13 protein-coding genes are annotated in these 12,248 nt (G+C 58.3%); 5 read left to right on the top strand and 8 right to left on the bottom strand.

Annotation, left to right across the window (positions count from 1 at the left end):
* Positions 1-228: 228 nt before the first annotated feature.
* Both KCG87_RS00065 and speD read left to right on the top strand, forming a co-directional pair.
* The gene (locus tag KCG87_RS00065) at positions 229-651 is read left to right on the top strand and encodes an OsmC family protein (protein ID WP_003228794.1); all 423 of its coding nucleotides are present in this window, start codon (positions 229-231) and stop codon (positions 649-651) included.
* 237 nt (positions 652-888) lie between these two features.
* Positions 889-1,683 (top strand): adenosylmethionine decarboxylase, encoded by a 795-nt coding sequence (gene speD, locus KCG87_RS00060; RefSeq protein WP_027610737.1) that lies wholly within the window; start codon positions 889-891, stop codon positions 1,681-1,683.
* A gap of 116 nt (positions 1,684-1,799) precedes the next feature.
* Here the strand turns inward: speD and coq7 are convergent, their stop codons facing one another.
* From coq7 to hemJ, 6 genes are all read right to left on the bottom strand, one after another.
* Complete coding sequence (gene coq7 / locus KCG87_RS00055; protein WP_210556564.1) at positions 1,800-2,447, bottom strand: 2-polyprenyl-3-methyl-6-methoxy-1,4-benzoquinone monooxygenase; 648 nt, start codon at positions 2,445-2,447, stop codon at positions 1,800-1,802.
* Between the two features lie 197 nt (positions 2,448-2,644).
* Entirely contained in the window at positions 2,645-2,983 is a 339-nt protein-coding gene (locus KCG87_RS00050; protein ID WP_003228789.1) for a histidine triad nucleotide-binding protein, read from the bottom strand.
* 80 nt (positions 2,984-3,063) lie between these two features.
* Entirely contained in the window at positions 3,064-3,852 is a 789-nt protein-coding gene (locus tag KCG87_RS00045) for an SDR family oxidoreductase (protein ID WP_027610739.1), read from the bottom strand.
* A gap of 61 nt (positions 3,853-3,913) precedes the next feature.
* Positions 3,914-4,861 (bottom strand): DUF805 domain-containing protein, encoded by a 948-nt coding sequence (locus KCG87_RS00040; protein WP_210556566.1) that lies wholly within the window; start codon positions 4,859-4,861, stop codon positions 3,914-3,916.
* Positions 4,862-4,940: 79 nt separating this feature from the next.
* Positions 4,941-5,909 carry a nitronate monooxygenase family protein gene (locus KCG87_RS00035; protein ID WP_210556567.1) on the bottom strand — a complete coding sequence of 323 codons (969 nt, stop codon included), beginning with the start codon at positions 5,907-5,909 and terminating at the stop codon, positions 4,941-4,943.
* 34 nt (positions 5,910-5,943) lie between these two features.
* Positions 5,944-6,372: a protoporphyrinogen oxidase HemJ gene (hemJ, locus tag KCG87_RS00030; RefSeq protein ID WP_210556569.1), complete on the bottom strand. Its 429-nt coding sequence runs from the start codon at positions 6,370-6,372 to the stop codon at positions 5,944-5,946.
* Between the two features lie 135 nt (positions 6,373-6,507).
* Between hemJ and argC the strand changes: the two genes are divergently transcribed.
* Together argC and erpA are read left to right on the top strand one after the other, a co-directional pair.
* Entirely contained in the window at positions 6,508-7,542 is a 1,035-nt protein-coding gene (gene argC, locus KCG87_RS00025) for an N-acetyl-gamma-glutamyl-phosphate reductase (protein WP_210556571.1), read from the top strand.
* A 168-nt stretch (positions 7,543-7,710) separates the two neighbouring features.
* Entirely contained in the window at positions 7,711-8,061 is a 351-nt protein-coding gene (gene erpA / locus KCG87_RS00020; RefSeq protein WP_003228776.1) for an iron-sulfur cluster insertion protein ErpA, read from the top strand.
* 75 nt (positions 8,062-8,136) lie between these two features.
* Here erpA and KCG87_RS00015 read toward each other — a convergent pair whose 3' ends face one another.
* Both KCG87_RS00015 and KCG87_RS00010 read right to left on the bottom strand, forming a co-directional pair.
* Entirely contained in the window at positions 8,137-9,228 is a 1,092-nt protein-coding gene (locus tag KCG87_RS00015; protein WP_210556573.1) for an anhydro-N-acetylmuramic acid kinase, read from the bottom strand.
* Between the two features lie 3 nt (positions 9,229-9,231).
* Positions 9,232-10,656, bottom strand: a complete 1,425-nt coding sequence (locus KCG87_RS00010) for a peptidoglycan DD-metalloendopeptidase family protein (protein ID WP_210556576.1) — start codon at positions 10,654-10,656, stop codon at positions 9,232-9,234.
* Between the two features lie 212 nt (positions 10,657-10,868).
* Here KCG87_RS00010 and tyrS point away from each other — a divergent pair, with 212 nt between their 5' ends.
* Positions 10,869-12,068: a tyrosine--tRNA ligase gene (gene tyrS, locus KCG87_RS00005; RefSeq protein WP_098965875.1), complete on the top strand. Its 1,200-nt coding sequence runs from the start codon at positions 10,869-10,871 to the stop codon at positions 12,066-12,068.
* Positions 12,069-12,248: the final 180 nt, after the last annotated feature.

The raw sequence follows: 12,248 nt of genomic DNA, 5'->3' as shown, positions 1-12,248 counted from the left end.
GAAAAGACTGCACGGTGATGTTTGATTTTTTTATGAGGCGTTGAAGGCGGTCGCTACACAGGCTGACAATTGGCGCCAGCGAATTGGCGCCAGCTTACCAGACACTTCGTCGAAAATTCGAGAAATTACCTACGCAGCTGAGGCATCCGTCCTAGGAACGCCGGGCGCTGCCAGAGCAAAGGCCTGTGCTAAGCTGGCGACCCTTTTTTCTACAGTGGAGTCTTGGCGATGAAGGCACGCATCCAATGGGCTGGCGAAGCCATGTTCCTCGGCGAATCCGGTAGCGGACATGTTGTGGTCATGGACGGACCGCCGGACGCCGGTGGTCGTAATCTGGGTGTTCGCCCGATGGAAATGCTCCTGCTGGGCGTTGGCGGTTGCAGCAACTTCGACGTGGTCAGCATCCTGAAGAAGTCGCGTCAGGCGGTTGAAAGCTGCGAAGCGTTCCTCGAAGCCGAGCGCGCGACCGAAGATCCGAAGGTGTTCACCAAGATCCACATGCACTTCGTGGTCAAGGGCCGTGGCCTGAAAGAAGCCCAGGTCAAGCGCGCCATCGAACTGTCTGCCGAGAAGTATTGCTCGGCCTCGATCATGCTCGGCGCGGCCGGCGTGGCGATCACTCACGATTATGAAATCGTCGAGCTCGGTTGAATCGACATTCAACTATCATAAAAGCAGTGCAGACTCTGGCGATCCCTCGCTGACGTCTGCATAATGCGCCACTTTTTTCAGGGCAGTGATCGGTCAACCGACGGATCGTCCGCCTGAACAGATAACCAAAATCGCCATCGCGAAGAGGTGTTAACCGTCCTACGCAGGTGCGTTGTTCGCACTTGACGGGCATGCTTGATCACGCGGCTGCGCCGCATACATAGAGAGTTTTTAACGGTGAAAAGCAAACTCAAGCTCCACGGGTTCAATAACCTGACAAAGACCTTGAGCTTCAACATCTATGACATCTGCTACGCGGAAACCCCGCAAGACCAGCAGGCTTACGTCGAGTACATCAATCAAGAGTACAACGCCGAACGCCTGACGCAGATCCTCACGGAAGTTGTCGAAATCATTGGTGCCAACATTCTGAACATCGCGAGTCAGAACTATGAGCCTCAGGGTGCCAGCGTCACGATTCTGATCTCGGAAGAGCCGGTGACCCCGACTGACAGCCAGATCGAAGAGTCCCCGGGTCCATTGCCCGAAATCATCCTTGCCCACCTCGACAAGAGTCACATCACGGTGCATACCTATCCGGAAATCCATCCGGACGCCGGTATTGCGACGTTCCGTGTGGACATCGACGTGTCGACCTGTGGTGTCATTTCACCGCTTAAAGCGCTCAACTTCCTCATTCACCAGTTCGATTCGGACATCGTGACTGTGGATTACCGTGTGCGCGGCTTCACCCGTGACGTTGAAGGCAACAAGCACTTCATCGACCACGAGATCAACTCGATCCAGAACTACCTTTCCGAAGACACTCGCGACGCGTACCAGATGACCGACGTGAACGTGTACCAGGAAAACCTGTTCCACACCAAAATGCTGCTGAAGAACTTCGAACTGGATAACTACCTGTTCGGCGACGCCACCAGCAACCTGTCCTCCGAGCAGCGTGCTCAGGTGACCGAGCGTGTGAAACACGAAATGCTGGAAATCTTCTACGCGCGCAACATGCCGGCGTAAGATTCCCGGGCACAAAAAAGGCGACTACCGTGCGGTAGTCGCCTTTTTTATTACCGAAACAGAACCCTGTGGGAGCGAGCTTGCTCGCGAAGGGGCCCTGCCAGACAACACTGAAGTCAGATCCTGTAGGTACTCTTGGTCATCACCTTCGCCAACAGACTCATCCCGAACTTCACCGGCGCCGGAAAACGGAAACCACCCGCATCCAGTGCACTCTCCGCATGATGCTCTTCATCAATGCACATCTGTTCCAGAATCGCCCGGGACTTTTCGTCCTCGGCCGGCAATTGTTCCAGGTGCTCGTTCAAGTGTTTGCACACCTGATGCTCGGTGGCCGCGACGAAGCCAAGGCTGACCTTGTCACTGATCAGACCAGCTACAGCGCCGATGCCGAACGACATTCCATAGAACAGCGGATTGAGCACGCTGGTATGGCTGCCCAGTTGATGGATGCGCTGTTCGCACCACACCAGGTGATCGATTTCTTCTTCGGCGGCGTGCTCCATGGCAGCACGCACCTGCGGCAACTTGGCGGTCAGCGCCTGCCCCTGATACAGCGCCTGGGCGCAGACTTCACCGGTGTGGTTGATGCGCATCAGGCCGGCGACGTGGCGGGTGTCTTCATCGCTCATCTGCACATCCGGCTGCACGATGGCAGGCGACGGACGGTACGGCTGGCCGCTGAAAGGCAGCAGGGTACGCATCGCGGCATCGGCTTGCAGCAGAAGACGGTCAATCGGCGAGTAGTGACGTTGGGTAGTCATGCTGACCTCCGGGAAAAATCTCGACCGCCAGTTTAACCGAATCGGCCGGGGAAGGTTTGCGCTGGGTCATTTGCCACGCGGTCATGCTTTTGGTGGGAGCGGGCTTGCTCGCGAAGGCGTCGGCACCTTCAGAATATCAATGTCAGACACTCCGCTTTCGCGAGCAAGCCCGCTCCTACAGGGGCGGATGCAGTGAATCAGCCCGGCGGCCAGTTCATCTGGCGCTGACCAAGTACGTGCATATGAATGTGATAGACGGTCTGGCCACCTTTTTCATTGCAGTTCATCACCACCCGGAAGCCTTCCTCGCAGCCCAGCTCCAGCGCCAGACGCTGGGCAGTGAACAGAATGTGCCCGGCCAGTGCCTTGTCGTCTTCGGTCAGGTCGTTGAGGGTGCGCACCGGTTTCTTCGGGATCACCAGAAAATGCACCGGTGCCTGAGGGGCGATGTCGTGGAACGCCAGAACCTGGTCGTCCTCGTAAATGATCTTGGCCGGGATCTCCCGGTTGATGATCTTGGTGAACAGAGTATCCACTGCTGTTTTCTCCGTTGTGGGGGCTGGCCTGAGTGTACTCATGGGAAATGACCCCGCCCAGTGTTTTGCCGTAGGACAGTTCAGCGCGGGCAGTAAGCCTTGTTGACCATGCCGACGATGGTGCGATTGAGCCAGCGCGAGCCGAGGCGTGGCAGGAAGGCCAGCCACCGGTTGCGTCGTCCCGGAATGATGATGGCGCGGTTTTTCTCCAGTGCACGCACGGTGTACAGCGCGACTTCCTCGGGGCTCATCAGCAGTTTGCTGTCCTTGAGTTTGTCGCTATTGAGCTGCGCGGTGCGGAAGAAAGCGGTGCGGGTCGGGCCGGGGCAAAGTACCGAGACTTTGACCGCGCTCTGTTTCAGTTCAACCCGCAGCGCTTCGGAGAAGTGCAATACGTAAGCCTTGCTGGCGTAGTAAGTGCTCATCCACGGGCCGGGATTGAACGCCGCTACCGAGGCGACGTTGAGGATCTGTCCGCCGCCCTGCAGCGCCATGCTGTTGCCGATGGCGTGGCACAGGCGGGTGAGGGCGAGGATATTGACTTCGATCAGATCCTGCTCGGTCATCCAGTCCTGGGCGAGGAACGGGCCGCAGGTGCCGATGCCGGCGCAATTGACCAGCAGATCGATCTGCCGGTCGCCTTCTTCCAGTTCCAGCAGGAAGCCGGACAAGCGCAATGGCTCGCCCAGGTCGCAGGCGCGGAACAACACCTCCACGCCAAAGCGCTGGGTCAGTTCGATCGCGATACTTTCCAGCTGATCACGCTGGCGGGCCACCAGAATCAGGCTGCGACCGCGCCGGGCCAGCGCTTCGGCCATGGCCAGGCCGATGCCGCTGGAGGCGCCGGTGATCAGAGCGTAACGGGTCATGCAATTCTCCATCGCAACAGCTCCGCGCCAGCGACGCAGGTGTCACGGCGGGGAGCGTTGTTCATTCTTTCGCAGAGTCTACAGGGGCCGAAGCCGCTTCGGCTGCATCGTCCACGGAATTCGCCGGTTCAGTCTCGACCTCGACTTCATCGGTGGTGACCGAGCCGCTTTCGTAGCTGCTCTCAAGGTTGCTTTCGTATTCCTGCTGGATCGCCGAGATACCGCCGAGCATGCCGCCGGCAAATACCAGGGCGAAGAACACGATCCACAACGAGCACAACACTTTGACCGCGGTACTGTTGGGTGGCGGCGGCGGGCCGTAGCGGTTGGCGCCAGTGTTGCCCGGTACGACCATGATCACCAGCGGGAAGAAGCTGCCCACGAACGGCACCAGGTTCAGCAGCCAGAGCCAGCCGGACCAGCCGATATCGTGCAGGCGCTGTACGCTGAACAGAATGCTGACAATGATGAAGCCGAGGAACAGGAAGAACGCGAATATCCCGCCAATGATCAGGCCGGTGGTGGAGTCGCCACTGACCAGTCCGAGAGCGAGCAGGGCGAATATGCCCACGATCGGCAGGGTCACCAGGCTCAGTACCATCGTCCAGGCCAGAAACCGCAGGCGACCGATCCGGCCTTCGACGCTGAAGGGCTTGAGCACTGCGAATGCTGGCAGGTTTTCGCCGACATTGGCCCGAGGTGGCGCATAGGGTGATACGGGTTCGTTGAAAGTCGCCGGTTGTTCATGCACGTCCGACAGACTCAGTTCGATCGCCGTTTCGCTTTCGATCCGGGCATCGATCCCGGTCTTGCTCAGTGCTTGCAGATAAGTCTGCGCATCGCTGTGGGTCAGGTCGCGTTTGAGGGCGACGGTGCTGCCGTTGAACAGGCGCTCGATGGCGGCAACATCGCTTTTGAACAGGGCCGCCAGATTGAGCTTGGCGGTGGTGAGATCGACGCCGGGCTGCAGAGCACCGTCGAAAACGATCTTGTAACGAGGTTCGCTCATGGTCGGGGCATCCTTGTCGCGAATCAATTGAAAGTCAGCAAGTGTAAGGCCAGTCGGTCGATCACTGGCCTGATTTTTCTCAGCGCGGCCAGCGTTTGGGCAACTGCGCCGCGCGTTCCAGCGCCTGACGATATTCCGCGTCGAGCCGGGCGATCAACTGGTCGACGCTCGGCAGGTCGTCGATCTGGCCTACGCCCTGGCCGGCCGACCACACGGTCTTCCAGGCCTTGGCTTCATCGTTGATCGGTTTGAGCTTGTCACCGAAATTGACTTCGCCCTTGCCTTGCAGCGCGGCCATGTCGAAACCCGCCGCCTCCAGGCTCTGGCGCATGAAGCTGGCCGGTACGCCAGAGACTGCAGGAGTATGAATGATGTCCGCCGCCTTGGCCGTCAGCAGCATGTCCTTATAGGCGTCAGGCGCATGACTTTCGGTGGTGCCGATAAATCGCGTACCGAAGTAGGCCAAATCCGCGCCGAGCAGCTGTGCGGCCAAAATCTCATGGCCGTGGTTAAGACATCCGGCAAGCAACAGGGTTTTATCGAAGAATTCACGGATCTCGGCGATCAGTGCAAACGGACTCCAGGTGCCGGCATGGCCGCCGGCGCCCGCCGCGACGGCGATCAAGCCGTCGACTCCGGCTTCGGCGGCTTTCTCGGCATGCCGGCGCGTGGTCACGTCGTGGAACACCAGTCCACCATAGCTGTGCACGGCATCGACCAGTTCCTTCACTGCGCCGAGGCTGGTGATGACAATCGGCACCTTGTGCTCGACGCAGATGTTCAGATCCGCCTGCAGGCGTGGATTGCTGTTGTGCACGATCAGGTTCACTGCATACGGCGCCGGGTTGTCCAGTGTCGCCAGGCCCGCTTCAATCTGCTCCAGCCAGGCCTTGAAGCCGCTGCTTTCACGCTGGTTCAGCGCCGGGAAGCTGCCAACCACGCCGTTACGGCAGCAGGCGAGCACCAGCTCCGGGTTGGAGATCAGGAACATCGGCGCCGCCACTACCGGCAAGCGCAGACGTTGTTCGAGCAGAGCGGGCAACGACATTGGAAATCCCCCGAGGTGTGATGCTGTTATGAAGTTAGAACGGCTTGACCACGACCAGAATTACGATAGCCAGCAATATCAGAACCGGCACTTCATTGAACCAGCGATAAAAGACATGGCTGCGGGTGTTCTCGCCACGGGCGAAGCGTTTTACCTGCGCGCCGCACATGTGGTGGTAGCCGATCAGCAGCACCACCAGGGTCAGCTTGGCGTGAATCCAGCCGCCCATGCTGAAGATGCCCGGATTGAGGTAGATCAGCCAGCCGCCGAAGATCAGCGTGGCGATCATCGCCGGGCCCATGATGCCGCGATACAGCTTGCGCTCCATGAGGCTGAAGCGTTCCTTGCTGATCGCGTCTTCACTTTGCGCGTGATAAACGAACAGCCGCGGCAAGTAGAACAGCCCGGCAAACCAGCACACGACACTGACGATGTGAAACGCTTTGATCCACAGATAGAACATTTTTGGTTATTCCCAGGTTCACGGTAGCCGGGATAGTAGAGGCTTGAGCGTCCGCACGTCACCTTGATGGTTGTCGCAGGGGCGCGCGGCCCCTATTATCGACGGCTTTCCAGTGGGTTCGTTGAGGGCAGGTTTATGGTCAAGGTCGGTATCGTCGGCGGCACGGGTTACACCGGTGTCGAACTGCTACGTCTGTTGGCACAGCATCCGCAGGCAGAAGTGGTGGTAATCACTTCCCGATCCGAGGCCGGTCTGGCCGTGGCTGACATGTACCCGAACCTGCGCGGCCACTACGACGGTCTGGCGTTCAGCGTGCCGGACATCAAAACCCTGGGTGCGTGCGACGTTGTGTTCTTCGCCACGCCGCACGGCGTTGCCCATGCGTTGGCCGGTGAACTGTTGGCGGTGGGCACCAAGGTCATCGACCTGTCAGCGGACTTCCGGTTGCAGGACGCTGAAGAATGGGCCAAATGGTACGGACAGCCACACGGTGCGCCGGCGTTGCTGGACGAGGCGGTCTACGGCCTGCCGGAAGTCAATCGCGAGCAGATCAAGAAGGCGCGTCTGATCGCCGTACCGGGTTGCTATCCAACCGCCACACAGTTGGGTTTCCTGCCGCTGCTTGAAGCGGGTCTGGCTGATACTTCGCGTCTGATCGCTGACTGCAAATCCGGCGTCAGCGGTGCTGGTCGCGGTGCTTCTGTAGGCTCGCTGTATTCCGAGACGTCGGAAAGCATGAAGGCTTATGCGGTGAAAGGTCACCGTCATCTGCCGGAAATTCGCCAGGGTCTGCGTCGCGCTGCCGGTAAGGATGTCGGTCTGACCTTCGTCCCGCACCTGACCCCGATGATTCGTGGCATTCATTCCACGCTCTACGCGACCGTGGTTGATCGTTCGGTGGATCTGCAGGCACTGTTCGAAAAGCGTTATGCCAACGAGCCGTTCGTCGACGTGATGCCGGCCGGCAGCCATCCGGAAACCCGCAGCGTGCGTGGCGCCAACGTCTGCCGCATCGCTGTGCATCGTCCGCAGGATGGTGATCTGGTGGTGGTGCTGTCGGTAATCGACAACCTGGTCAAAGGCGCGTCGGGTCAGGCGGTGCAGAACATGAACATTCTGTTCGGCCTGGATGAGCGCTTCGGTCTGTCCCACGCCGGTATGCTGCCGTAACACGTTCGGCAACACAGCAAAAAGGCCCGTCAAACGGGCCTTTTTGCATTCTGGGCAGTTGGTCGGGTTTATTGATATACCGTAACAATAGTTGACCGATTTTCTAGGACAAGCGGATAATGCGCGTCATCACGCATTATGGCGGCGTAACGCCGGGAGATAGTCAGCATGAGCGTCGAATCCTTCACCCCCACGGCTTTGCAATTCACCCAAGGTGCTGCGCACAAGGTGAAGAGCCTGGTCGATGAAGAGGGGAATGATCGCTTGAAGCTGCGCGTATTCGTTACGGGCGGCGGTTGTTCGGGGTTTCAGTACGGCTTCACCTTCGATGAAGATGTGGCCGAGGACGACACCATCGTCGAGCGCGAAGGCGTGAGTCTGGTGGTCGATCCGATGAGTTTCCAGTACCTGGCGGGTGCCGAAGTGGACTATCAGGAAGGTCTGGAAGGTTCGCGCTTCGTGATCAAGAACCCGAACGCCACCACGACCTGTGGTTGCGGCTCTTCGTTCTCGATCTGATCGCACCTCGCTGCGCACAACAAAACGCCGCAGAGCCTTACGGTTCTGCGGCGTTTTTTGTTGCTGGCGTTTTATTCAGTTGGGATAGATGGCGCCGAGTACCCGCAGGCCTTTGGCGCCGGTGACGCTCGGGCGATTGGCGGCAATGCCTTCGAGGCAGCAATGGGCCAGCCAGGCGAAGGCCATTGCCTCGACCCAGTCCGGATCGACGCCGTGAGTGGCGGTGCTGGCGACGGTGGCGTTAGGCAGCAGGTCGGCAAGACGTTTCATCAGCGTAGCGTTGTGAGCGCCGCCGCCGCAGACCAGCATTTCCCGGGTATCGGATTGAGCGGTTTGCAGCGACTCGACAATGGTCAGCGCCGTCAGTTCGAGCAGCGTTGCCTGGACGTTTTCAGCAGCGAAGCTCGGTAGCTCTGAGAGATGGTGTTCCAGCCAGGGCAGGTTGAACACTTCCCGGCCAGTACTCTTTGGGCCTTTGGTCACGAAGAACGGATCGCTGAGCAGCGCTTTGAGCAAGACTGGCTCGACAGTGCCGGTGGCTGCCCACTGACCGTTGCGATCATAGTTCTCGCCGCGTTGCTGATGAATCCAGGCATCCATCAGCACATTCCCAGGGCCACAGTCGAAACCGGCTACAGGCCTGGTCGGCTCAATCAGACTCAGATTGCTGAAACCGCCGACATTCAAGACTGCACGGTTGCCGTTACGCTCTTCGAACAAAGCCTCATGGAAGGCTGGCACCAGTGGGGCACCCTGACCGCCAGCAGCCACGTCGCGGCTGCGGAAGTCGCTAACCACGGTGATGCCGGTCAGCTCGGTCAGTAGTGCGGGATTGCCGATCTGCACTGTGAAGCCACGAGCGGGCTCATGGCGAATGGTCTGGCCATGGCTGCCGATTGCACGAATGGCTTCAGGCTTCAGTTGCTGCTGATCGAGGAGGGTATGGATGCCCTGTGCAGCGAGTTTGACCCAGTGCTGCTGGGCGATCGCCGAGCGGGCAATCTCGTCGGGGCCGCTGGCGCACAAGCCAAGCAGCTCGGCGCGCAGGGTTTCAGGCATGGGGATGTAAAGCGTGGCGATCAGTTTGATCGCCGAGGTCTGCTCGATCAGGGCGATGTCCAGCCCATCGAGACTGGTGCCGGACATCACGCCGATATAAAGAGCCATGGCTTAGCGCTTGCTCGAAGCCAGCATGGTGGCCTTCTCTTGATCCATGCGCGCCATCAGCGGCTGGCTCTGCGCAAGGAAACGTGCGCGCTCGGACTTGGCGATCGGATCTGCCATCGGCAGCTTCTGGCCCAGTGGGTCGACGTGAACACCGTTGACCTGGAACTCATAGTGCAAGTGCGGTCCAGTGGACAGGCCGGTGGTACCAATGTAACCGATCACTTGGCCCTGCTTGACGCTGCCGCCGGTTTTCACGCCTTTGGCGAAGCCTTGCATGTGGCCATACAGCGTGCGGTAGGTGTTGCCGTGCTGGATGATCACCGTGTTGCCGTAGCCACCGCGGCGACCAGCCAACAGCACTTTACCGTCACCGGCAGCCTTGATTGGCGTACCGCGTGGCGCTGCGTAATCGACGCCTTTGTGGGCGCGGATCTTGTTGAGGATCGGGTGTTTGCGGCCCATGGAGAATTTCGAACTGATGCGGGCGAAGTCCACCGGGGTACGGATGAACGCCTTACGCATGCTGTTGCCATCAGCGGTGTAATAGCTGCTGTTGCCTTGTTTGTTGGTATAACGCACGGCGGTGTAGGTCTTGCCGCGGTTGGTGAAGCGTGCAGACAGAATCGGGCCGGTGCCCACTGCCTTGCCGTTGACCACTTTCTGCTCGTAGATCACGTCGAATTCGTCACCTTGACGGATGTCCTGAGCGAAGTCGACGTCGTAGCCGAAGACGCTGGCCATATCCATCGTCAGGCTGTGGGACAGGCCTGCGCGGGCAGCGGATTGTGACAGGGAGCTATTGATCACGCCGTGCACGTAAGCCGTGCGAACGGTCGGCTTGGCTGTTACGCGGTTGAATGCGTAGCCCTTGTCATTCTTGGTCAGGGTAATGGTTTCGACATCGCTGACCTTGCTGTGCAGGCTGGTCAGTTGGCCTTCCGGGTTCAGTTCGAACTCCAGCTTCTGGCCGTGCTTGAGCTGGCTGAACTGTTTGGCTTGTTTGTCGCTGGCCAGCACTTCGTGCACAGCAGCGGCTGGCAGACCGACTTTCTCGAACAATGTAGAGAGCGTATCGCCTTTGGATACGACGACTTCGCGGTGCCCCGGGGCTTTTGGTTTCTCTGCAGCCGGAGTTGGGGCAGGTGCGGCTTCAGCGGTTTTCGGGGTTTCTTCGGTGCTGTTTTCGATCTGGGCGAAAGGTGAGGCTGCTGGCTCATTTGTGGCTTGAATCGCGTCAGCAGCGTCTTGATCTTGTGTCAGTTGTTCAGCAGGACTTTCCAGTTCCAGGCTCAGGGTCGTCTTTTTGGCTTCAACATCACTGGAAGGAAATACCAGGAGCGCCAGACTGAGAAGGGCGGCGATTCCACTTGCGGCAAGCAGGTGGGTCTTCGGGTAAAGCGGTGGCGCTTTAGACGGTTCAGTGGTCATAAGTAATTTTGACTTTGAAAAAAGATGAATTGGAAAAGATGAATGACATGATGAAGATGAAATAACTGTATAAAATATAACCAAATCATCCCCGAAGCAAGTCTACAGACACCCTGTCTGCAGATTGGTGTCCGTGCGCCGGGCAAAACTTGTAATTGGTGCACGATCTTGTATGGTTGGTTCCCTTTGAATCTGAGCCTTGCGGGTCTGTTATGAAGTCGGTTGAAGAGCAGCTAGCGCTGATTAAACGTGGTGCGGAAGAACTATTGGTCGAGTCCGAGCTGATCGAGAAGCTCAAGCGCGGCCAGCCGCTGCGTATCAAGGCTGGTTTCGATCCAACCGCCCCGGATCTGCACTTGGGTCACACCGTGCTTATTAATAAGCTGCGCCAGTTCCAGGAATTGGGGCATCAGGTGATCTTCCTGATTGGTGACTTCACCGGGATGATCGGTGATCCAAGCGGCAAGAGCGCTACGCGTCCTCCTTTGACTCGCGAGCAGGTTTTGGAAAACGCCGAGACCTACAAGTCTCAGGTGTTCAAGATTCTGGATCCGGCGAAAACCGAAGTTGCGTTCAACTCCACCTGGATGGATCAGATGGGGCCGGCGGACTTTATTCGTCTGACTTCGCAATACACTGTCGCGCGTATGCTTGAGCGTGATGACTTCGATAAGCGTTACACCACCAATCAGCCGATCGCTATTCATGAGTTCCTCTATCCGCTGGTTCAGGGTTATGACTCGGTTGCTCTGCGCGCGGATGTCGAACTGGGCGGTACCGATCAGAAGTTCAACCTGCTGATGGGGCGTGAGCTGCAGCGTGGGTATGGCCAGGAAGCTCAGTGCATTCTGACCATGCCGTTGCTGGAGGGTCTGGATGGCGTGAAGAAGATGTCCAAGTCGTTGGGCAATTACGTTGGTATCCAGGAAGCGCCAGGTGTGATGTACGGCAAGCTGGTTTCGATTCCAGATGCGCTGATGTGGCGTTACTTTGAGCTGCTCAGCTTCCGTTCGATGGATGAGATCGATGCCTTCCGTGCGGATGTAGAGGCAGGGGCTAACCCGCGCGATATCAAGATCAAGCTGGCAGAAGAGATTGTCGCTCGCTTCCACGGTGAGGAGGCTGCCGCCAATGCGCATCGCGCTGCTGGTAACCGTATGAAGGATGGTGAGCTGCCGGATGATCTGCCGGAGATCGAACTGGTCTCTGCTGAAGATATGCCGATTGCGGCCGTCCTTAATAAGGCAGGGCTGGTGAAGAACTCGGCGGCTGCGCGTGATTTGTTGGCTTCCGGTGGTGTGCGTGTGGATGGTGAGGTGGTTGATCGCTCCTTTATATATGTGCTGGGCGCGACCCACGTTTGCCAGGCGGGCAAGAAGGCATTTGCACGCATCACGTTGAAATCTGAATAAAGTTGGATTTAGGGGTTGACGGCGAATTTTAGAAGTCTATAATTCGCCCCACTTCCGGCGCAGTCGAAACGGAAAACTACTTGAGATTCAATGAGTTACGCAGTTTTCGACAGCGGCTTGCTTCAGTTCATCGAGGCCTGGAAGGAGTTGAAAGAGCGGTGATGTTTGGCTCTTTTGACG

This window comes from Pseudomonas sp. MWU347 (assembly GCF_017947305.1).
Classification (GTDB): Bacteria; Pseudomonadota; Gammaproteobacteria; order Pseudomonadales; family Pseudomonadaceae; genus Aquipseudomonas; species Aquipseudomonas putida_A.
The sequence above is the reverse complement of the archived record's forward strand: the minus strand, read 5'-3'. Positions and strand labels throughout refer to the sequence as shown.

Bases quoted from the DNA above. Each gene is read 5' to 3' on its own strand.
- KCG87_RS00065 (WP_003228794.1), top strand. From the start codon at position 229: ATGAAGGCACGCATCCAATGGGCTGGCGAAGCCATGTTCCTCGGCGAA.
- argC (WP_210556571.1), top strand. From the start codon at position 6,508: ATGGTCAAGGTCGGTATCGTCGGCGGCACGGGTTACACCGGTGTCGAA.
- hemJ (WP_210556569.1), bottom strand. From the start codon at position 6,372: ATGTTCTATCTGTGGATCAAAGCGTTTCACATCGTCAGTGTCGTGTGC.
- KCG87_RS00040 (WP_210556566.1), bottom strand. From the start codon at position 4,861: ATGAGCGAACCTCGTTACAAGATCGTTTTCGACGGTGCTCTGCAGCCC.
- KCG87_RS00045 (WP_027610739.1), bottom strand. From the start codon at position 3,852: ATGACCCGTTACGCTCTGATCACCGGCGCCTCCAGCGGCATCGGCCTG.
- tyrS (WP_098965875.1), top strand. From the start codon at position 10,869: ATGAAGTCGGTTGAAGAGCAGCTAGCGCTGATTAAACGTGGTGCGGAA.
- KCG87_RS00015 (WP_210556573.1), bottom strand. From the start codon at position 9,228: ATGGCTCTTTATATCGGCGTGATGTCCGGCACCAGTCTCGATGGGCTG.
- erpA (WP_003228776.1), top strand. From the start codon at position 7,711: ATGAGCGTCGAATCCTTCACCCCCACGGCTTTGCAATTCACCCAAGGT.
- coq7 (WP_210556564.1), bottom strand. From the start codon at position 2,447: ATGACTACCCAACGTCACTACTCGCCGATTGACCGTCTTCTGCTGCAA.
- KCG87_RS00010 (WP_210556576.1), bottom strand. From the start codon at position 10,656: ATGACCACTGAACCGTCTAAAGCGCCACCGCTTTACCCGAAGACCCAC.
- KCG87_RS00035 (WP_210556567.1), bottom strand. From the start codon at position 5,909: ATGTCGTTGCCCGCTCTGCTCGAACAACGTCTGCGCTTGCCGGTAGTG.